This is a genomic window from Xanthomonas sp. WHRI 8932A (assembly GCF_035012785.1).
In the GTDB taxonomy this organism is placed as follows: Bacteria; Pseudomonadota; Gammaproteobacteria; order Xanthomonadales; family Xanthomonadaceae; genus Xanthomonas.
The window spans coordinates 96,973-118,205 of the sequence record NZ_JAYGQQ010000015.1 but is presented as its reverse complement, the minus strand read 5'-3'; the positions used below and the strand labels follow the sequence as shown (position 1 = coordinate 118,205).

12 protein-coding genes are annotated in these 21,233 nt (G+C 63.9%); 4 read left to right on the top strand and 8 right to left on the bottom strand.

Going from position 1 to position 21,233, the window contains the following annotated elements:
- Positions 1-188 precede the first annotated feature (188 nt).
- The 3 genes from VC212_RS21910 to VC212_RS21900 are packed head-to-tail and all read right to left on the bottom strand — an operon-like array spanning position 189 to position 1,285.
- Positions 189-416 carry a hypothetical protein gene (locus tag VC212_RS21910; RefSeq protein ID WP_161964761.1) on the bottom strand — a complete coding sequence of 76 codons (228 nt, stop codon included), beginning with the start codon at positions 414-416 and terminating at the stop codon, positions 189-191.
- The gene (locus VC212_RS21905) at positions 397-846 is read right to left on the bottom strand and encodes a 3-dehydroquinate dehydratase (protein WP_323526934.1); all 450 of its coding nucleotides are present in this window, start codon (positions 844-846) and stop codon (positions 397-399) included. Before VC212_RS21905 ends, VC212_RS21910 begins: the two co-directional genes overlap by 20 nt.
- A gap of 10 nt (positions 847-856) precedes the next feature.
- A complete protein-coding gene (locus VC212_RS21900) occupies positions 857-1,285 on the bottom strand; it encodes a hypothetical protein (RefSeq protein WP_323526933.1) in 429 nt (142 codons plus the stop codon).
- 264 nt (positions 1,286-1,549) lie between these two features.
- Between VC212_RS21900 and VC212_RS21895 the strand changes: the two genes are divergently transcribed.
- From VC212_RS21895 to VC212_RS21885, 3 genes are read left to right on the top strand one after another with little or no spacing between them, the layout of a single operon-like run.
- Entirely contained in the window at positions 1,550-3,208 is a 1,659-nt protein-coding gene (locus VC212_RS21895; protein WP_323526932.1) for a J domain-containing protein, read from the top strand.
- 34 nt (positions 3,209-3,242) lie between these two features.
- Positions 3,243-4,934: a molecular chaperone HscC gene (locus VC212_RS21890; RefSeq protein WP_323526931.1), complete on the top strand. Its 1,692-nt coding sequence runs from the start codon at positions 3,243-3,245 to the stop codon at positions 4,932-4,934.
- Positions 4,931-6,385 (top strand): hypothetical protein, encoded by a 1,455-nt coding sequence (locus tag VC212_RS21885; protein WP_323526930.1) that lies wholly within the window; start codon positions 4,931-4,933, stop codon positions 6,383-6,385. Before VC212_RS21890 ends, VC212_RS21885 begins: the two co-directional genes overlap by 4 nt.
- Positions 6,386-6,613: 228 nt before the next feature.
- Here the strand turns inward: VC212_RS21885 and VC212_RS21880 are convergent, their stop codons facing one another.
- The 3 genes from VC212_RS21880 to VC212_RS21870 all read right to left on the bottom strand — a co-directional run bounded on the left by VC212_RS21880 (position 6,614) and on the right by VC212_RS21870 (position 13,996).
- Entirely contained in the window at positions 6,614-7,837 is a 1,224-nt protein-coding gene (locus VC212_RS21880; protein WP_323526929.1) for a TerD family protein, read from the bottom strand.
- Between the two features lie 526 nt (positions 7,838-8,363).
- Positions 8,364-12,218, bottom strand: a complete 3,855-nt coding sequence (locus tag VC212_RS21875) for a translocation/assembly module TamB domain-containing protein (protein ID WP_323526928.1) — start codon at positions 12,216-12,218, stop codon at positions 8,364-8,366.
- Positions 12,215-13,996, bottom strand: coding sequence for an autotransporter assembly complex family protein (locus tag VC212_RS21870; protein ID WP_115514311.1), 1,782 nt, complete (start codon positions 13,994-13,996; stop codon positions 12,215-12,217). The genes VC212_RS21875 and VC212_RS21870 overlap by 4 nt, the downstream gene beginning before the upstream one ends.
- Before the next feature lie 239 nt (positions 13,997-14,235).
- Between VC212_RS21870 and VC212_RS21865 the strand changes: the two genes are divergently transcribed.
- On the top strand, positions 14,236-16,935 hold the full coding sequence (locus VC212_RS21865) for a TonB-dependent receptor (RefSeq protein ID WP_323526943.1): 2,700 nt from the start codon (positions 14,236-14,238) through the stop codon (positions 16,933-16,935).
- Positions 16,936-17,317: 382 nt separating this feature from the next.
- On the opposite strand, the gene VC212_RS21860 is transcribed toward VC212_RS21865, so the two are convergent.
- Positions 17,318-18,910 carry a sulfotransferase gene (locus tag VC212_RS21860; protein WP_323526927.1) on the bottom strand — a complete coding sequence of 531 codons (1,593 nt, stop codon included), beginning with the start codon at positions 18,908-18,910 and terminating at the stop codon, positions 17,318-17,320.
- On the bottom strand, positions 18,910-21,147 hold the full coding sequence (glyS, locus tag VC212_RS21855) for a glycine--tRNA ligase subunit beta (RefSeq protein ID WP_323526926.1): 2,238 nt from the start codon (positions 21,145-21,147) through the stop codon (positions 18,910-18,912). The genes VC212_RS21860 and glyS overlap by 1 nt, the downstream gene beginning before the upstream one ends.
- Positions 21,148-21,233 lie beyond the last annotated feature (86 nt).

Sequence of the window (21,233 nt, the reverse complement as noted above, 5' to 3'; positions counted from 1 at the left end):
ATCGCAGAACAGCGGCGCAGCTCGATGGCACATCATGGGTAGCGTGCGTAAGACCATTGCGTGCGGGTGCAGCGATAGATGTGCCGTCTCCGATACCGTCTCGTTGCGGCGCAGGGGAAGAAGCGACGCGTTCTTGATCGACCGCAACACGGGCGCAGCGCGCTACACCACAAGCGCAGGTCACGCCGCTACAGCCGCGTGACCTGACAGAGACGGATCTGCCCCGCTTCCAGCCCATGCGCTTCTGCCGCACGACGGCGCAACGCACACACCAGTTCGGCGGCATCCAGCACGCCATCGGCAGGCACCTCCACGCTGTGAGCGAGCTGCCCCCATAACACTGGCCGACCATCGCAATAGCCTTCGTAGTCGGCGAAGTAATGCAGCTGGCGCGACTCAGGTCCCGACGTGGACATCGCCTTGAATCTCCGTGCAGCCCAGATGTTCCAACGCGATTTCCAGCCCCAGCAGATAGCTCTGCGCGCAGTAACCGCGCACTATCGCCACGCACCCGCCCAGACCTGCCGGCAGACAGCGCTCCGGCCGGTCCGTACTGTCGTCGTGCGTTTCCACATAGGGATAGCGCAACGCCGCCAGCACCCGATGCAGGCGCACGCTGTCCACGCAACTGCCCGGATCGATCAACGCGATTTCCATCCGCGCCTGCCCGGCCACGCGCAACGCATCCAGCAACTCCTGCTCCGACCCGCAGGCACGCAACGCCACCGTCTTGCCAGCGTCTCCGGCACATTGCACCAGCTGCCGGATCACGGCCCGCGGCAATGGCTGCGGCCCACGCACCCGCGGCGATACTGCCTCGGGCCCACGCACGATCATGATCGACATGCCGGCGTCCTCAGGCAGCCACGCGCAACGGCGCATGCAACGACGGCAGACAACGCGCCGCAATGCCCAACGACATCGCATACGCACGCGGCGCATCGTGCGGCGCAATCACGACAGCCAACGGCGCATGCTGCGGATGCAGCCACGGCTCCAGCTCCTGCGCCGCATCGGCATGCAGCTCGATGTACGGCGTAGGCAGCGCATCCACCGCTGCACGCAAGGCCCTGGCACAACTGCGCTCGGACAACGGCAGATCGCCCGAGTCCAGCAGCACCAATTCCACCTCCGCATCGCCACAGGCCAATTGCAAGCTCGCAATCAAGCTATCGACATCGGCGCACGCCACCGTCCGCAGCGCACGCCCACCGCACTCGGGCGCCATGACCGGCAACGCTTGCGCCGGATCAGTCTGGGGACCTTGCAAAATCAGGATACACATTGTGTTTGGCTCAACGCACCACTGTGCGGGAGTGCCAAGGTAGATCTGTCGGGCGTAAAGGGACTATTCGCGCCCTGGCGTGCAGGCATAAAGATTGAGTAATGGCTGTACTTACCGTTCTATTCACACCTCATCCGTCCCGTAGGACAGCGACATAAAGTTTGGCCGCCATCGGTCGATAACGCGTGATTGGAGCCGGGAGCAGGTCAGGATGGAACGCGATCACCCCATCGGGGTTGCAGGGTTGCAACGATGAGCTGGGCAATGGAAGCGCTGGGTCTCTCAGCGGATGCCGATGCGCGCGCGATCAAGCGCGCGTACGCCGCACGCCTGAAAACCACTCGCCCGGATGATGATCCGGTTGCATTCCAGCAACTGCACGAAACATATCAGGCCGCATTGGCGTGGTTAGAGGCAACACCGTGGCTGGACGCCGCAGCGACGGTCGCGGACATCGACGCCGGCACGCCAATGGCACCGAAACAGCAGGCAGTTTCGATCAACGAAGAAGCACACATCAGCCGCCGCCGCGTGCATGCTGAATTCGTGCAGCAGCCGTTGCTGGAAGCCGAACTGACACAGTGGCAGGACGATGCCTATGTGCAGGAAGTCGCCACGCGCATCCTCGCTGCGACCCACTCCATGCCCGCAGCAGACTTCAGCGCATGGTTGCGCGCCCTGCCCGAACTCTGGTCGCTGGAATTGCGCCCACGCATTGGCTACGACATCGCCAACCGGCTAGCACACGATGGCGTGACCCTGTCCGACGCAGTCTTCGACACCTTGGTCGCCTCTTTCTCCGATGACCCAGACAGCGATTTGCGTTATGCGCTCTGGACCGGCCGCGTGATGGCTATCGTACTTGGGAAGTCGCCGGATCTCCTGGCCCATTGGATGACGCAGCGGGTCACCGTGCTACCCGACGACGAACGCGCCACGCTCGGTACTTACGTCTTGCGTGCACTGCGCCAACGACAGACGTCGCTGCCACTGGACGCCATCGACACGCTATCGAAGACTCTGTGTTGGAGCCAGTTAGACCACGATCGAGAAGATCGCGCTTGGCTGCACGATGTGCGCAAGTCGGCACAGGTGCAGGAGCGCAGTCGGCGGCGACTCGCTGCACTGGCGCCTGGCGGCGATGCGGCCGTTCTGGCCCAAGAACTGGAAGCGGCACACTGGCAGAGGATGACGCCACAATGGGCCGAAGCGCTCAGAGCACGCGTGGTCGGGCCACCCTCTCGGTGGGAGTGCTTCCTGTCTGCCTTGCTGCCGATGCGGCCGATTTGGCTGTACCGCTTCTGCGGCATCGTCAATCAATGGTTCCCCTGCGGTTTGCCCGCAGCGCTACAGCCACGACACGTTCGTTTCTGGAGGCAGCTGGGCGACCCGCGGCGCCCTCATGGCTGGCAGCTGGCGGTCGATCTTGGACGCGGACTGGTCGTCGCCGCCTTGCTCGCCACCGGGGCGACCTTGATGCTTCCGATTGCCGGTATCGCCGCTGCGTCCTGGATTTTTAGCGCTCTCGGGGCGAGTCTGGCGATCTGGAGTGCGCTGGTGCTGGTTCAGATGGCGGCGCGCTGGCAGGTACGTACCATCCTCTCGAGCAACGGCAAGCGCATTGCGCACCGCTGGGCGATACCGACAGCCAGCATCGTCATCCTGGCAGTCATGCGCACCGGCGGTTGGGGAGCCGCCTGCAGCGCAGCGCTTGCGTATATCGCCGTCTTCCGCCTCACAGGACGCATGGAGGCCGATTCACGATCGGCGATCATGCCCATGCTCACGTTTGTGGGCCTCGGCACGCCGGTCTTGCTGGTATCGCAGGCGGGTGCCTGGCCTGGCACGATTTTCGCGCTACTGCTCTGGGTGGTCTCGCTGATCCAGGATGCGCAGCATCGTCGCCTGCATGGGCACCAATAAATCTTCTGCACTGAAGAGACATAAGGATCTGCTCATGATCGTAGGTATCGACCTCGGCACCACACACTCACTGATCGGCGTGCACGATGCCGAGGGCGGGCGACTGTTCGCCAATCCGCACGGCAGCCTGTTGACACCGTCGGTGATCAGCATCGGCGATGACGGCAGCTTGCTGGTCGGCCAGCCGGCGCGCGAGCGTCTGGTGACACATCCGCATCTGAGTGTGGCGGCATTCAAACGCTGGATGGGCAGCCCGCGCGAGACCAAGCTGGGTGAGCGCAGCTTCCGCCCCGAAGAATTATCGGCGCTGATCCTGCGCTCGTTGATTGCCGATGCCGAAGCGGCGCTAGGCAGCAAGATCGAAGAAGCCGTCATCAGCGTACCGGCGTACTTCTCAGACGCGCAGCGCAAGGCCACGCGCGTGGCCGGCGAACTGGCGGGTATTCGCGTCGAACGGTTGATCAACGAGCCCACCGCTGCTGCGCTGGCCTACGGGCTGCAGGAACGTGGCGGCGAAGGCCGCGTGCTGGTGCTGGATTTGGGTGGTGGCACGTTCGACGTGTCGCTGCTGGAAATGTTCGATGGTGTGGTCGAAGTGCACGCCAGTGCTGGCGACAACTTTCTCGGCGGCGAGGATTTTCTCGAGGTGCTGGTGGAAGGCTTCTGTGCCGAGCATCGTCTCGATGCTGCCAAGCTCGCACCCGGCGATAGTGCGCAGCTGCGCCGCCGCCTGGAACAGCTCAAGCGCGAATTGAGTACGCAGGCGCAAGGTGCCATCAACCTGAGCATGGCTGGACAGAGCTATGCCTGGGAGATCGACGAAGCGCGCTTTGCGCAGCTGGCCGAGCCGCTGTTGCAGCGGATGCGCACTCCGATCGAGCGCGCCTTGCGCGATGCCAAGCTCAAACCATCGGAACTGGACGACATCGTGCTGGTGGGCGGCGCGGTGCGCATGCCGATGATCAGCCGGCTGGCCACCCGCATGCTGGGCCGGCTGCCGCTGCGGCACGTCAATCCGGATCATGCGATCGCGCTGGGTGCGTTGGTGGCTGCTGGCCTGAAGAGCCGCGACGAGAGCCTGCGCGAAGTGGTGCTCACCGATGTGTGCCCGTACACGCTGGGCACCCAGGTGGCGCGTCAGGGCAACGATGGCAAGGTGCGCTCCGGCTATTTCCATCCCATCATCCCGCGTAACAGCGTGGTGCCGGTGAGCCGCGAGGACCGTTTCTATCCGATCAACGAGCAGCAGACCCATGTCATCATCGATGTCTACCAGGGTGAAAATCCCATGGTGGAAAAGAACATCAAACTGGGCGAAATACGCGTTCCCCTGGATCCCAGGCGCGCACGCAGCGAGCAAGGCGTGCTCACCCGCTTTACCTATGATGTCGATGGGCTGTTACAGGTGGAGGTGATCGAAGATGCCACCGGCAGGCGCCACGAACTGGTGCTGGAACAGAACCCCGGGCTGCTTGATCGCGAAGAAATCGCGCGGCGGCTGCAGGCACTGGAGGCTCTCAAGGTACATCCACGCGACCAGCAGCAAAATATCGCACTGATGGCACGTACCGAGCGCGTCTATGAGGAATATATCGACGCGCGCCATCTGGTGCAGCAGTGGATCGTGCAGTTCCGGGAGGTGCTTGAGAGCCAGGATCTGCGACGCATCGAACGCCACCGCGACGAACTTGCGCAGGCACTGGACGAACTGGAAGCACGCGCGTGAGTTGGGCGTTGGACGCGCTGGGATTGGCCGAAGATGTAGATGAGCGCGCCATCAAGCGGGCCTACGCAGCACGCCTGAAAGTGACTCGCCCGGATGAGGATCCGCAAGGCTTCCAGCAACTGCATGAGGCATATCAGGCTGCGCTGGCCTGGCGACGCGCACGGACGTCACGACGGGACGCGGCCGCATCGCTGCATGGTGATGACGATGTTTCATCATCGCCGATTGCGATCGAGTGGGTGATCGACCCGCCCACACCCAAGACCGCGCCTGCGATTCCGGCCGGCGACGACATGGCAGCAAGGCCGGAGGCTAGGCCAACTCCCGTTCACGTCGACGTCACCGCTCCGCCTGCACGGGTCGACATCACCGCCACCGTCCACGACATCCTGGTCCAGGCCTGCACCCTAACGCCAGCCGCGCTGGCGAGTTGGCTGCGGGCGCAGCCAGCGTTGTGGTCCCTTCAACACAAGCCGCTCATCGGTCATACACTCGCCAACCGCTTGTTCCAGTCCCGTCCCGGCATGCACGAGGACAACTGTGAGCTGCTGGTCCGCTGTTTCGACTGGGACCAAGTGGGGAGCGGGGTCGATGCTCTGGCGCTCGGCGAGCTGCGCCAGCGCATGCACAAGCACTGGTTGCTGGAGCCGGCGGGCGAGCAGACCCTGCACTGGCACCTGATCCAGCGCATGCGACTGGCATCCTCTACCGGCCAGGCGCGCTCCCTGGTCGGTCAGTTGCAAGGCGCCTTTTCCTGGAGCCGGCTGTTGGGTGCCGCGCTCTTGCCCAGCAAGGTCGCCAAGGTGCTGCAGCTCCTTGCAGCTTTCGGTCATCCACGCGAACCGCTGCCTGCGCAGTTCAACCTGCGACGTGTGGCGTTCTGGTCGGCATTGGACCAAGCCGGACAAGCCAACCTTCCGCGCCTGCTGGTCGGACTGGCACGTAGTGCGCTGGTAGGCACGGCGATCGGTCTGCTCACCCTGCTGCTCACCCTGTCCAGCGGACGTATGGACGCGGTCAATCTCTCGCTTGGTCTGGCGATAGCCACCGTCTTCGCCTGGCTGAGCTGGTTCGGTTTCGCTGCGCTGATAGGCTGGCAGTCGCAGGACGAGAATGTGCGATCCAGCCGACAGGCCATCTTCTGGCGACTGGCCTTCATTCCTCTGCTGGTATGCCTTGGCATGCTGCTGATCCATCTGGGCGGCCAACGCATCCTGGGCAGCATTGTCTTGATACCTGGGCTGATACTTGCCGTGCGCCGCTACATGCAACGCGCCCGCCTTGCGTTCGAACTCAAGGGCTGGAGCCTTCTGCTGTTATTGCCGATATTCAAAATGGGGGCGGTCATTTTCGTCTTCAGTGAAGTCGCCGCCCTCGGCGCACTGGTTTTGTGGATCATGGACACGATCAAGCACCGCCAAACCATTGCCCGGACCTGGCGCGCTGCGTAAGCACGAAGACGGGTCACGGCACTGACTCCTGTCGCTTCCAGAACAAATTACATGTGCTCAGCGGCCCGTCCCGTCGCGGCTTCACTCGGCAATATCGCCAAGGAACGAGCGATGTTGCTGATGAAGAGCGGTCAGATGGCGCGCCGTTCGAAGCAGGGTTAGCAATGCATCTTTGGACGTACGCGTTGGCGCTTTGCTCAAGCGCCACCTCTGACGATGCCGGACCTCTCACACGTAGCGTTTCTTGCCCCATTTGCTGGGCGGCTGTCCCTTGAACACCGGAGGACCATCCATGCTGAGAACAAGGCAATCAAGCTTGCGCGAAAGCCAGGGCGTTTCTTCGCTGCCATCAGCGGAGGTCACGCCGGCGGGACGGATATCGATCGTGTCGCCATCGATATCAATCAACCCGATGACATACGTGTAAATCCCGTAATCCTCGTCGTGCTCGAAGGCATACGCGCACTCCACGACGTGCTGGCCATACTCAATACGCATTTGCGGCTTGAGCGAGGCGACCGACACGGCACCGTTGGAAATCGCAGAATAAACGCTGAAGACCAGTCCGACCTTGCCGCCCAACTTTTTGGAGATGTCCGGGTTGACTTCAACCTTCTCGGTGCCGGGAGCGGACACACTCGCGCTCACCACATCTCCGGTATGAAACACATACGGCGCCGACAACAGGGATCCGGCCTTATCGGGTGCCTGGATGATGCCCATGCGGCCATCCGGGTACAGGATGCCAACCCGCAGATCCAGATCATCGTTATCCAGGCCGTCGCCATTATCGATCCAGGTGGCCTTCACCACGATTTTCTCTGGACGGCTTGGCCCCTTGGCCAGCGAAATGCGATGGGATTCGTCGCTCTTGCTCAACGTCACCTTGGCAACTGACACCGGAGCGGGGGCGGGAGTTGCAGGTTCATCGCTGACGCTGACGCCATAGTGATCGCATAGCCCCTTCAGACCTGAGGCAAAGCCCTGCCACACCGAGCGCACTTTGGCTTGGCCACTGCGCAGGTACATCTCCAGTACGATGATGCCTTTCTCGGTAGCGAATGTGGCCGGCATCAACTCGAAGACGTTGCCATTGACCGTAACCTTCGCGACAAGTTGCTCTACCGATGCAAAGCCTGCGCTGCTGCCATCCTCGCTGAGTGTCACTGCAATGCGTGCGATTCCCGGCGGCAGCAGCGCAAGATCAAACAAAAGTCGATGCTGGATGGACGAACCGGATTGCACCGGCGATTGATAGATCGCGGCTCCGGAAGGATGCCGGTCGGCGTTGAAAAAGACCATGTCGCTGTCTTTGGAAATCTTGCCGCTCTCATCGACAAGAAACGCCGTGAGATTGATGTCGAGGTTGGCAGCACCTTGGTGAGAAATGACAATTTCGCCTGCCGTGGCAGGTAGCTGGGTATTTTCACCAGCACGTAAAACCTGAGTCATGCTATTCCTTGAGCATAGGGACGACCGGAGCAAGGGCAATGCCGGACCGGAATGTAATCCAGGCACGCATGCACTCACCGGGTCTTTCGCATGATAGCCAATCCGGCATGGCCCGGAACGGTCCTGGCTGGGGCAAGGCAGCCATCGCCGGGAGCATCACATGCAGTCCCGCGGCGGTCCTGCTTCGCCAAGTCGACAGGCAACGGCACACGAAGTCTGGTGTGATGCCTGTCGGCGGCAACGCGTACCGCATCCACTCGTGCGGGCGCGAATACGCGGCTGGTCCGCCTGGCAACGCAGTGCGACCGATTGCCAAGGTTGTGGAATGCCTCAGCGATATTGGCGACACATCCACTTTCCAACCACCCGGCTATGCAATTGCCTGTCGCATTGGCGGCCTGATGCGGGTGATCGACCCGTCAGGTGCGTGCAGGCCGGAGCGTTTTGCTTCGTTACTCGGCAACCAGAACCGGTGGCATGCGCAGGGCGAGCGCAAGTTACAAGCCGCTCGCCCCTCCCAGCGGTTCTACTTCTCCCGCCGCCAATTCACCGAGCCCTTGGTCTCCACCGTGCTGGATTCGGCTTCCACATCGAAGCCGCGGCTGAGCAGGTACTTGAGCGTCAGCACCGAGCCGCCGCCGATCATCGAGACCCCGTAGCCGACGTACAGCTTGGGCGAGAGGTATTTGCCGAAGCCCACCACTGAGCCGAGCGTGCTGGATTGGCTGACGCCGGCTTCGTCCAGGCCGAGCTTGGCGCCGATCTGCGAGGCGATCAGGCTGCTGCCGGCCGATAGTGCAGCCGAGGCGGCGCTGACTTGCTGGGTTTCGTCGCTGCTGGCGGTGGACAGGCCGCGGCCGAGTACCAGGTACGACAGCGCTTCGGATTGCGACATCGCCGGCTCCGACCACACATCGGCGCGTGGCGATTCGGCGCGGCCACTGACGTCGATACCGGCGGTGACATCGCCGATCTTGCGTTCGGCGCGCAGGCTCACGCGCGGGTCGGAGACGATGTTGTTGTTCCAGGTCAGCTGGCCGCGGCTGATGGTCAGATCCTGGCCATAGGCCTTGTAGCGGCCGCGCACATCCAGCCCGCCATTGGCGGTCATTTCGCGCCCCGGGCGGGCGCGGATCTGCATCTGCCCGCTCAGGCCGCCCTTCAGGCCGAAACCGCTCATGTTGACCTTGTCGCCAAGCACGATGGCCAGGTCCATATCCAATGGCGAGGACGGAGCGACCTCCGGGTCGACTGGGTCCAGCACCACCACGTCTTCGGACACCGAGGTGCCGCGATCCAGGCGCTCCAGGTCGATATCGGCTTCGGGCACGGTGACCTTGCCGCGCAGCTGCATGGTCTTGTCGACGATGCCGAACTGCATGTCCGGGTTGGCGATGATGCGCAACTCGCTGGTGTTGTAGGCCAGCACGTTTTGCCCGCGGATGTTGAGCAGCAACGGGGTGCTGGTGCCGAACCACGACAGCCCGCCATCGACGGTGAGCGTGCCCTCGCCGGACTTGGCCGAGGCGGTGATCTTGGCCGAGCCGTCCGGCAAGGCGTCGAAGCGGCCTTTGCCCTCGCTCAAGGTCAGGCCCATCGACGGGTATTCGGCAGTGAAATCGCTCAGGGTGGCGTCGCCGCCCAGCAGCGGTTTGTCGCGGGTGCCGCGCAGGCTCACATGGCCTTCGACCAGGCCCTTGGGCCGCACCACATCGGCCACCACCAGCTCCAGCCAGTACAGCCGCGACATGTTGAGATACAGCTCGCCATTGAGCGGCGCGTACGCGTCCCAGCCGGTGTTGAACTTGGCATCGACAAAGCCTGCGCCCTGGAAGCCGACACCGAGCTTGCCCTGGATCTGCTGCGGGGTGAAATCGGCTTGCATGCTGAACTGGTCGTAGCGCAGCAACTCACCGCGATTGGGGTTGCCGGCCACCGCGGCGTAGCGGGTTTCTCCCAGGCGGATACCGCCTTCGGGCGAGGCGATGCGGAAGCTGCCTTCCCATGCATTGCCGTGCGGCTTGAAGCTGCCGTCGAGTGCGAGCTCACCGCGCAGATAGATCTGCCGGCCTTCCTGCTTGGGCAACCACGGTTGCACCAACGACAGTGGCAACGCGTCGCCATGCACCACCATGCCCTCGTGCGGCCAGTTGGCGCTGGCGCACAGCGCACCGCCGGTGGCCGCACCCAGGCAGGTGTCGGACAAAGTGAAGGCCGCGCCGTCGGTACTGAACTGCGCCGGCTGCCGCAGCGCCCAGGCATCGCCCTTCGACGGTGCGATCCGCAACGTGGCGACCTGCCCCTGCCAGCGCGCGCCATTACGACGCACATCGCCCTGCAGCGCGACGCTGGCCATGCTGTTGGCGATATCGGCATCCAGACGCAGCGCTTCCACCGCGCCGCGTGCCTGCACGCGCACGCTGTCCAGCACCACGCCCGCTTCGATGGCGGTGCCCTGCAGCGCCAGTTGTCCATCGCTGCCGCGCCACGGCAGGCGCCCACGCAAGCTGATGCTCTGCGCGGTATAGGTGTTCCAGCGCAGACCATTGCCGGCGATGTCGGCGGTGATGTCCGGCGCATCGCGGCGGCCGCTGACCTGCAACTGCCCGCGCACGGTGCCGGTGGCGCCAGGCAGCACGTCGTCCAGTTGCAGCGGCTGCAGTTGTGCGGCGATATCGAGCTGGTCGCCGACCTTGCCTTTGGCAGTGACGCGGCTATTGCCCAGCGACAGTTGCAGTTCGCCCTCGCCCTGTTCGCCACGCAGGGCAAACTTGCCGTTGGCCGACAGCGCGCGCTGGCGCAGCTGGCCGGTCAGGCTGGGAACATCGGCCGTGGCTTCGAAGCCCGGCGACACGCCACCGGCCGGCGCCGGCAACTGCCGGCCCTTGGAGGCGATCTTGCCGGACAGATTGCCGTTCCAGCCCGGCGCGAAATAGCCCGGGTCGAACTTGGCCAGCTGCGCGGTGACATCCCACTGCAGCTCCGGTGCCCAGCCCACCTCGCCGGTGACATCCAGCGAGCCGCCCGGCGTGGTGGCCTGCACCTGCTTGAGCTGCGCGCGTTGGTCGTTGCCACGGCTGTCAAACACTAGCGCGGCTTGCTGGCCGTCGCGCTCCACGGTGGCGCGGCCGATTGCGGCCCACGCCTTCAGGGTGCCGGCCACGCCCAGGCGCGCGTCGATCAATTCCACCGGCACCACCGGCGCATCGGGGGTGGCCGGGTCGACCGCGGGAGTGAAGCGCAGGCCCTTGGCATTGACCGCAAAGCGGAAACTCGGATTCTGGGTATCGCGGAAATCGGCGGTGCCGCGCAGCTGGGTGCGCCCTTCGAAGGTATCGATCACCAACGGTTCGACGGTCAACACCTGCTCCTGCAAGCTGATGTGAGACGGCTGCAAGGTCGCGCTCAGCGCGCCCTGTTTGACGCTGCCCTGCAGATCGGCCTTGCCGCCCTTGCCGGACGCGGTCAGGTTCACTGCGATCGGCGTGGCCGGTGCGTTGGTCGCGCCAGCGGCGGCCGGAATCAGCAACGAGGTATCCAGTGCCTCGGTGACCGCCTTGAACGCCCAGGTCGGGTCGTTGCGGCCGGTGAACACCAGGCTGGCCTGCAGCGGTGCCGGCGCGCGGCCGGCGATCGCCACTTCCATCTTGTCCAGGTCACCGCGTGCGACCAGGCCCAGGCTGGCCGGCGTGCGGCCCCGCGCGGCCGGCAGCACCGCGGTGGCAGTGAGATCGGCGTGGTAAGCGTCGTTGGGAATGTAATCGCCATGCAGGCGGAAGTCGCCCATGTCGGTGTCGATCACCAGATCGCGCGTGCGCAGTTCGCCGGTCGCCACTTCCAGCCCGCCCTGCATCTTGTGCAGCACGATCATCGGCTGCTGCAACTGGGTGATGCGCAGGTTATCCACTGCAATCTTGTCGGCCTGGATCGCCAGCGGCACGTTGATCTGCGGCAGCGATTCGGGCCAGCTGGGGAGCTTGAACGGTTCGTCGCTCTTGCCAAGATTCAACGTGGCGTTGCTGACCTGCACCGCGTCCAGCTGCAGCTTGCGGCCGAGCAATGGGCGCAGATCCGGCTCCAGATACACACGCTCGGCGGTGAAGTGGATGTCCTGATAAGTGAAGTCGACATTGCGCAAGGTCAGCGGGCCGGCCACCGGGCCTTCGACACTGCCGTAGCTGAAGCTGGCACCCACCGGCAGGCGCGCAACCACCTGCGCCAGCAACACGTCGCGCCCGGCCACGGTCTGCAGCAACCAATAGAGCGCGATCAGGGCCAGCAGCACCAACCCGAGCACGGTCAGCCCCGAGCCCACCCAGAACCGACGCCGGCGATAAAAACGCGCGCGGCGCGGTACGGCAGGTGGCGTGGGTGTGCTCACAGGTTGGCCCCGATATCGATATAGAGCTGAAACTGCGAGTCGGGGTCGTTCAAGCCGTGTGCGATATCCACGCGCACCGGCCCCACCGGCGACCGCCAACGCAGACCGAAGCCGATACCGGTATGCCAGTCGGGCCGGTCGTCGAAGGCGCTGCCGCTATCGACAAAGACCGCTCCGCCCCACGGGCCGCCCTTGAGGTAATGCTCGTACTCGGCGCTGCCGGTGACCACGTTCTTGGCACCCAGCGCAAATTCGTCCGGCCTGGGCGTGCGTGGGCCCACTTCGCGGAAGGCGTAGCCGCGGATGCTGTTGGCGCCACCGGCAAAGAAGCGCAGGCTGGGCGGCATCGCCACCAGATCGCTGGTCCAGGTGGTGCCGCCTTCGCCGCGCAGGATCACCCGCCCGTTCTCGCCTGCGCCCAAAAACCAGCGCAGCTGCCCATAGAGCTGGCCGAAATTGGTGTCCGAGCCCGCACCTTCGGCGCCACCACGGATCAGCGCCTGGCCCGACACACCGCTGCGCGGAAACAGTCGGTCGTCGACATTGATGTAGTTGGCCTGCAGCTGCGGATAGATCAGCGTGGAGGTTTCGTACACCGCACCTTCGAAATCGTTGCCGCTGCTGAACCGCCAGCGCTCGCGCAAGGCGTTGATCGAGGCAATCGCGCTCCAGCGCTCGTTGATCTGGCCGCTGCGGCTGCCGGTGAGTTTGACGTTGCGCAGGTCGATGTACTCGGTCTGCTCGTCGTACAGGCGCGCCGAGGCGGTGTACCAGCCGTCGAGCCAGCGGAACGCCGGCACCCGGTAACTGGTGGTCAGGCTCTTGCGGTTCTGCGCGTAGTCCAGCTGCGTGTCCATCTTGTGGCCACGCGCATTGACATAACGCCGCTCCACGCCGCCGCGCACACCGGCGCCGCTCTCGCTGCCGTAGCTCAGACCGGAGGTGTAGACGGTGCGCTTGGCGCGGGTGAGCTTGACGTCCACCGGCACGCGGCCATCGGCATCGGCGTCTTCGGGCTTGGGCTGGATATCGATGGTGCTGAAGTAATCCAGCTTGGTCAGCGACTCGCGCAGCCGATCCAGTTTGCCTTCGTGGTAGTAGCTGCCCTCGTCCCAATACACCAGCGGATCGAACAGGCCATCGCGAAAGTAGTCGTAGTCGAAGCGCACCTTGCCCATGTCGTAGCGACGGCCGCTATCCCAATTCAGGTCGATGTCGGCGGCATGCTCGGCACGCGTTACCGCGACCCGGCGCTGGGTGAAGTCGGCGTCGAAGTACCCACGCTCAGCCAGACGCCGCGTGATGCGCACCTTGCTGGCTTCGTATTGCGGGTGGCTGAAGACCTGGCCTTCGCGCGGCTCGAACTGCTTGAGGTCTTGCCCCAGATAACGGTCCTGCTCGGCCCAGCCGGTGATGGAGATATGCGAGGTGCGTACCCGTACCGGCTCGCCACGGTCCACCGTGATCACAACCGTCACCTTGTCGCCATTGCGCGGCGCGGCCAGTTCGATGGTCGGTGAGTAGTAACCAAACGGCTCCAGCGCCTCGCGCGTCTGCCGCTCCGCCTGCGCCAGCAGGTACTCCAATCGCGACTCGCCCTGCTCTTTGCCGACGGCCTCATACAGAGACAGGGAGACCTCGATGTTCTCGATCATCTCGGCATCGTCGCCGTCGTCCAGCCCTTTGATCTCGATCTTGTCGATGGTCGCCCGGGCAATCGCTTGCAGCGGAACGAACAGGGTGCACAGCAGGGAGAGAGCAAAGACGGCTTTAAGCATCGGCAAAGGATACCCAGCCTAGGCGTGAAGGGACAAAAAATCTGCGCAAACACGCCTATACGGAACCGGACGGGACTGGGTACAGTCGGTACGTTGTTAACGTTCCGTTGACACCCATTGCGCGCGGCCCCCCGATTGCCGCGCGCCCGTTCATACCTTTGGAGAGAGAGGTTCGTTTCATGAAGCGTCATTTGCTGGTTACCGCCGTGTGCACCGCCCTGACCATGCCATCGCTTGCACTGGCACAGGAGCAAGGTGAAGTGACTCAACTGGACAAGGTGACGGTGACAGGATCGTTGATCCCCCGTTCCCAGGTCGAAACCGCAACTCCGGTGTTTTCGATCACCGCCCAGGACATCCAGCGCCGCGGCTTCAAAGACGTCTACGACGTGCTGCGCTCGCAGCCGATGGCCACCGGCGCGGTCCAGGATAGCCAGTTCAGCAACGGCTTCACCGCGGGTGCCAAATCGCTGAGCCTGCTCGGCCTGGATCCCGGCTTCACCCTGGTACTGATCGATGGCCGGCCGATGGCCGACTACCCGTTGCTCTACAACGGCCAGAGCAACTTCGTCGATCTGGCCAGCGTGCCGGTGGGCATGGTCGAGCGCATCGACGTGGCGCCCGGTAACCAGTCCTCGATCTACGGCTCCAGCGCCATCGCCGGTGTGGTCAACATCATCCTGAAAAAGCGCATGGACGGCGTGCAGATGAATTACCGCATGGGCACCTACGACGGCGGTGGCGGCAACAACCAGCGCTTTCAGCTCACCGGCGGCAACGAGATCGGCGGCGCCAACATCGTCTGGGGCCTGCAGCTCAACAATCAGGATCCGATCTACGGCTATCAGCGCCGCGACTTCGATTCCACCAACGACAATCCGGACCCGACGCTGCGTTATGGCTCACGCATCGCGCTGCATAACGTCGCCGGCCCCCCGGCCACCTATGTCGACCCCGGCGCAGACAACTGCGCGGCGTTGGGGGCGCTGTTCAATGGGTCGGTGCAATACGACAACCGCGCCAACCGCGGCAACTTCTGCAGCAGCCGCGCAGTACCAGGCTACGCCAGCATCCTCAACAAGGAACGCAGCGCCAGCGGCTATGCCAACCTGAGCTATGCGTTCAACGACAACACCGAGCTGTACTCGACCTTGTTACTCAATCGCACCAACGTCGAGGTCAATAGCGGACCCGGCTTCTGGCAGACCTCGTCGGACACCGGTGGCCTTTTCTACAATCAGAACAGCCAGCAGCTCGAAAGCTATCAACGCGTTTTTGCACCTGAAGAAACCGGCAATCAAGATTTCAACAACAACCGCCAGACCGCCGACTCCTACAACATCGCGCTCGGCCTGAAAGGCGGCCTGGGTGCCAGCAACTGGACCTACGATGCGTACTACGCACGCTCGGAGTATCGGATCGACAGCCGTCAGCAGTGGCCGCTGGCCGACCGCATCGAAGATTTCTTCCGCGAACAGTTTCTTGGCGCGTCGCAGGGCGACTTCGCCGGCTACCCGATCTATTCGCCCAACGATGCCAACTTCTATCGCGCGTTGACGCCGGCGCAATACCGCAGCTTCAACGATGAAATCCGCACCAAGTCCAGGACCTGGACCCAGAACGTCAACCTGCAGCTGACCAACACCGAGTTGTTCAACCTGCCGGCCGGTGCGGTCGGCGTCGCCGGTGTGTTGCAGGCCGGTAATCAGTACTGGACCAATCCGACCGACCCGCGCGTGATTGCCGGCGACTTCTACCAGCTGACCGGCACCCAGGGCAGCGGCAAGCGCGAGAATTGGGCGGCGGCCTTCGAAATGCGGGTGCCGATCCTGAGCACCCTCACCGCCAATCTGTCCGGCCGCTACGACGACTACAAGAACCAGGGTGGCGGTGGCGATTCCAAGTTCACCTACAAGGCCGCACTGGAATTCCGCCCGATCGATTCGCTGCTGTTCCGCGGCAACTACGCCACAGCGTTCAAGGCACCGGACATGGCGTTCTCGTTCGCTGGCGACAGCGGCTTCTTCCAGGGCGTCAACGACTACTACCGCTGCGCGGTCGAAGAACCCGGCGTGCCGATTGCCGACTGCACCTATGCCGGCGCCACCATCCAGGGCCGTCGGTCCGGCAATGCGGATTTGCAGTCGATCACCGCAAAATCCTGGGGCGCCGGCGTGGTGTGGTCGCCGAGCGCACGCTTCAGCGTCAATGCCGATTACTACAACATCAAGATCGATGACAAGGTCAGCGACCTGAGCACCGATACATTGCTGCAAAACGAATCGGCCTGCCGGCTCGGCGCCCTGGACATCAACTCGCCGACCTGCGTGGACGCGCTGTCGCGTATCGACCGTACCGCCGCCGATGCGCAGGTACCCAATCGTCTGAGCAACATCCGCATCAACCCGGTCAACATCTCCAGCGAGGAAATCTCCGGTGTGCTGACCAAGGCGACCTACAACCTGGCCACCGAATCCTGGGGCCTGTTTGTGTTCGACGCGCAATACAACCTGACGCTCAAGCATGAAAGCCAGCAGTTCCCGCAAGACCCGGTGCGCGACCTGCTGAGCGAGCCGTTCTTCTCTACCGAGTTCCGCAGCATCACCAATGCCTCGGTCACCTGGCAGAAGGATGCATGGACCACCACCTTGTTCGGCCAGCGTTACGGCCGTACACCTAACCTCCTCGCGCAGCAGAGTACCGATGGCTATGCGGTGGAAGGCGCACGCAAGGTCGGAGCGTGGACCACCTTCAATGCGACGCTGGACTATGCGATCAACGACGACATCTCGCTGACTGCAACCGTCAACAATCTCGCCGACACCCGCCCACCGCGTGATCGCACCTACACCGACTACCCGTACTACAACATCTTCAACTACACCGGCTATGGCCGTTCGTACATGCTGGAATTGAACTGGCGCTTCGGCGCGCAGTGAGTCATCGGTTGTGACCAACGGCCGGCAGTCATCACGACTGCCGGTTTTTTTTTTGGGGCATCCCCGCCGACGCGGATGCGCCTGGATTGGACTTGGAGCAGCGACCAGCATCGCTTGAACGCTGTCTCGATGGAGGCCAGGTCTGGTCGCACTCGCCTTGGCAGACATGTTGCCAAACACGTGGGATGAGGGCGCGATTCCGTCATCGCTTGCACGACACGCCGTGCATCCATCCACGCAGGTTCTTACGTGACATCCATCCCGCCAACAGCGGTTCCGCAAGCAGCGCGGACATCGCACCTGCCAACGTGGCAGTGGGCTAAAGGGAATCAAACAGCAGGCTGCCCACCTGACGGTGAGTGCATTCGCTTGTCAGCTGGGCTTAGCGCGTAGCGCCTGTTTCGATCATGCCCATATGTAACAAGGCCTGCCTCAGCGGCTCCAGTTGCGTTGCATAGCGGCGCCACGCTTCCACATTGCGCCCATGCACACCCTCGCGTACCTGCACGCTGCTCAGCGTGGCCGACGCTGCGGCATTGCGGGTGATGTCGATCTGCCCGGGCTCTATCGCCAACCCGCAGCGCGTCATCAACTGCTCCAGCACCGCAGATGGATCGCGCACCATCTGCGCGTAGTCCACATCGATCACCCGGCCAGGTAGCGCAGCGCGCCACTGCGCCATCAAACCGTGATACGCCTGGTAATGACGCGCCAGTGTCTGCAGGTCGTAGCTATAAGCATAGGAATCGCCGAACAGCGCGCGATAGTTGGAAAAGCACACTGCCATCGGCTCGCGCACCAGATGCACGATCAGTGCACCCGGCAACGCCCGTGCGATCGGCCCGATCGCCACTGCATTGGCAGGCAATTTGTCGATATACCAGCGCGCCGGCCCCGCGCGCCACTGCGTCTGCTCCAGATAGCGCTGCCCGACCTGTGCGTAGTCCAGCGTGGGCAGCGCCTGCAACAGGCCCGCATCCAGCAGGCTGCGTCCGGCCTGGTCCGCGCCCCAGCGCAACTGATGGCCGAAGTCGCTCAGTTCGCCCGCAGAGACAATCTGCGAATGGTTACCTAGCATGCGTTCGAGCACCGTGGTGCCCGAACGTGGCAGGCCAAGCACGAAGATGGGTTGCGGACCGGGTGCAGCATCAGCCGGCTGGGCCGCAAACACGCCTTGATCGGCCAAGGCGCCCAACTGCGAATACAGCGATGCCTCGGCTTCGGCATCGTGGCGCAGGCGTGCGTGCATGACCGCATTGCCATGCTGCAGCGCCTCCCAGGCGGCATCGGTCTCGCCCAGATCTTCCAGCTCCTTGTACAGCGCGAATGCCAGCCCGGCCCGGTCTTCGCTACCGGGTGCAGCGCGCTGCAACTGCTGGCGCAGTGGCGCGACATGGTTGCTGGTCGCGCTCTGGCGGCGCAAGCGTGCACGCGTCAGCGCCGCACGGCCGTAGCCGGGCTGCTGCGTCAAGGTCTGTTCCAGCGCCTGCGCTGCCGCATCCAGATGCCCGTTGAACTGCAATTGCACGGCAAGGAAAAAGCGGAAATCCGCGCCATCGAATCCGCAGGCCTGCGCGCGCTGCATCATCGCCAGCGCCTCGGGATGTTCGCCCAGGGATTGATGCACATGCGCCAGCAAGGCCAGCGTCGCGCCATCGCCACACTGCACTACCGATGGATGCCGCAGCAGCGCATGCAACGGCCGATGTTCGCCAACGCGCAGCAGCGCTTGCGCCACACGGCAACGCAGCGTCACATCGTCGCCCACATCGCGCGCGGCCAAGCGTAGCTGCGTGACCGCCTCGCGCATCTTGCCGCTCGCCAGCACGGTGCCGGCCAACAGCACCCGGGCCGACACATGCGTCGGCTCCACCGCCAACACTGCCTGTAACGCTGCGGCCGCGGCGACCATGTCGCGGCGGGCCAGCGCGTCCTGGGCACGTTGCCACTGCGTCGCGCCGGCAGCGGTGGACATCAGCTGGACAGATGCTCGATGGCGGCAACGCTCCCGAGGCGGTCGCCGAGCTTCTTCAGCAGCGCCAGGCGGTTGGCACGCAGCTGCGGGTCTTCGGCATTGACCATCACGCCGTCGAAGAACGCGTCCACCTGCGGACGCAGGCGGGCCAACCGAGCGAGCACGGCGACGTAGTCGTGGCGGTGCAGCGCATCGCCGGTGTCGCCGATGGCCGCTTCCACCGCTTCGGCCAGCGCTTCTTCGGCCGGTTCGCGCAGCAGCGTGGTGTCGATGTCGCCGGGGATTTCGCCGTCGACCTTGCGCAAGATGTTGCGGATGCGCTTGTTGGCCGCGGCCAGCGCTTCGGCCTCGGGTAGCGTGGCGAAGATACCGATGGCATCGATGCGGCGGTCGAAGTCGTAGAGGGAGCCGTGGGTCGCGCCCAGGTGCGCTCCTACGAGCCCTGTAGGAGCGCCCTCGGGCGCGACCGAGAACAATGCAGCGACTGCATTGAAGTGCGTTGCCGGTACGCCCTTGTCGGCGTAGTAGCCGCGTAGGCGATCGAGGATGAAGTCGAAGATTTCGCCGTCCTGGCTGGTCTGCGCAAGCGCGGTGTGCGCGTCTTTTTCGACAGATTGCGATAAGGCGGCGCCGGCTTCTTTAGCCTTGGCTACAGCAGTTTCTGTCTTGAGTAAGTGCCGGGCACTTGCTTGGAGATTGATCTGAGTCCTGGCCTCGGCAAGCAATTTCTTCAGATCAAAGTCAAACCCCGACTCAATCACCGTCCGCGCCAAGCCCAACGCATTACGCCGCAGCGCAAACGGGTCCTTGTTGCCGGTCGGCTTCAGCCCGGCCGCAAAGCCACCGGCCAAGGTATCCAGACGCTCGGCAATCGCCAGCACCTTGCCCAGCGGCGACAGCGCGATGTCGTCGCCGGCAAAACGCGGCTGGTAAGCCTCGTCGATGGCCAGCGAAATCTCGCTCGGCTCGCCAGCGGCTTTTGCGTAATGGCGCCCGGCAATACCCTGCAATTCCGGGAATTCGTTGACCATGCGCGATTGCAGATCGTTCTTGGCCAACTCCGCAGCGCGGCGTGCCTGCGCCGGGTCGGCGCCGACCTGCGGCGCGATCGCCTCGGCCAGAGCGGCTACGCGCGCGACCTTGTCGGCCACGCTGCCCAGCTTGGCCTGATAGGTGACGCCGGCAAGGCCTGCGCCCATCGCTTCCAGCCCCTGCTTGAGGTCTTCGTCGAAGAAGAACTTGGCATCGGCAAACCGTGGACGGATCACCCGCTCGTAGCCCTTGGCCACTTCGGCCACGTCCTTGGAGACGATGTTGGCAATGCCGATGAACTGCTCGGTCAACTTGCCGCCGTCATCCAGCACCGGGAAGAATTTCTGGTTGATCTCCATGGTTTCGATCAGCGCTTCCTGCGGCACCGCCAGGAAGTCGCGCTCGAAGCTGCACAGCACCGCCGACGGCCATTCGACCAGGTTGACCACCTGCTCCAGGTTGTCGTCGCTGATGCGCGCGCTGCCGCCGGCCTGTTTGGCGGCCGCTTGGACTTCTTCGACGATACGAGCACGGCGTGCATCGGCATCCACCAACACATGCGCGCTGCGTAGCGCGTCGATGTAATCGCCCGGCGCGGACAACGACACCTCGCCTTCGTGCATGAAACGATGGCCGCGGGTGATGCGGTCGCCCCGCACGCCCAACAGTTCGGCCGGGATGACCTCAGTGCCGAACAGCAGCACCAACCATTGCACCGGCCGCGCGAAGGCGTAGGTATGCGCGCCCCAACGCATCGGCTTGGGGATGGGCATGGCGGCAATCGCTTCGCGCAGGATCTCCGGCAACAGCGCGGCGGTTTGCGCACCCGGCGTCACTGCGCGATGCACGAAACGCTCGCCCTTGGCGTCGCTGGTGCGCTCCAGCACGGTCCAGTCGATGCCGGCCTTGGCGGCAAAACCGGCCAGTGCCTTGGTCGGGTTGCCATCGGCATCCAGCGCAATATTGAGATACGGCCCCAGTACTTCGGAGCGCTGTTCCGGCTGCTCGGTGGCCACGCCCGGCAGCAGCACCGCCAGACGGCGCGGGGTGGACAGCGGCTTGGCATCGCCACGGGTGACCGCGATGCCGCGCTTTTCCAGCCCGGCCAGCACGCCATCGAAGAACGCCTGCGCCAAGCCCGGCAGCGCCTTGACCGGCAGCTCTTCGGTGCCCAGTTCGATCAGCAGGGGGTGCATCTGAGTCATTGCGTCGGACCTTGGTTTTCCCTTCGTTCGTCAACCGACGAAAGGTGGCTTGATGATGTCCTTCTCCCGCAAGCGGGAGAAGGTGG

What these genes read in the sequence shown, in the direction of transcription:
- VC212_RS21890 (WP_323526931.1), top strand. Translation starts at nt 3,243, where the DNA reads ATGATCGTAGGTATCGACCTCGGCACCACACACTCACTGATCGGCGTG.
- VC212_RS21880 (WP_323526929.1), bottom strand. Translation starts at nt 7,837, where the DNA reads ATGACTCAGGTTTTACGTGCTGGTGAAAATACCCAGCTACCTGCCACG.
- glyS (WP_323526926.1), bottom strand. Translation starts at nt 21,147, where the DNA reads ATGACTCAGATGCACCCCCTGCTGATCGAACTGGGCACCGAAGAGCTG.
- VC212_RS21895 (WP_323526932.1), top strand. Translation starts at nt 1,550, where the DNA reads ATGGAAGCGCTGGGTCTCTCAGCGGATGCCGATGCGCGCGCGATCAAG.
- VC212_RS21910 (WP_161964761.1), bottom strand. Translation starts at nt 416, where the DNA reads ATGTCCACGTCGGGACCTGAGTCGCGCCAGCTGCATTACTTCGCCGAC.
- VC212_RS21870 (WP_115514311.1), bottom strand. Translation starts at nt 13,996, where the DNA reads ATGCTTAAAGCCGTCTTTGCTCTCTCCCTGCTGTGCACCCTGTTCGTT.
- VC212_RS21860 (WP_323526927.1), bottom strand. Translation starts at nt 18,910, where the DNA reads ATGTCCACCGCTGCCGGCGCGACGCAGTGGCAACGTGCCCAGGACGCG.
- VC212_RS21900 (WP_323526933.1), bottom strand. Translation starts at nt 1,285, where the DNA reads ATGTGTATCCTGATTTTGCAAGGTCCCCAGACTGATCCGGCGCAAGCG.
- VC212_RS21905 (WP_323526934.1), bottom strand. Translation starts at nt 846, where the DNA reads ATGTCGATCATGATCGTGCGTGGGCCCGAGGCAGTATCGCCGCGGGTG.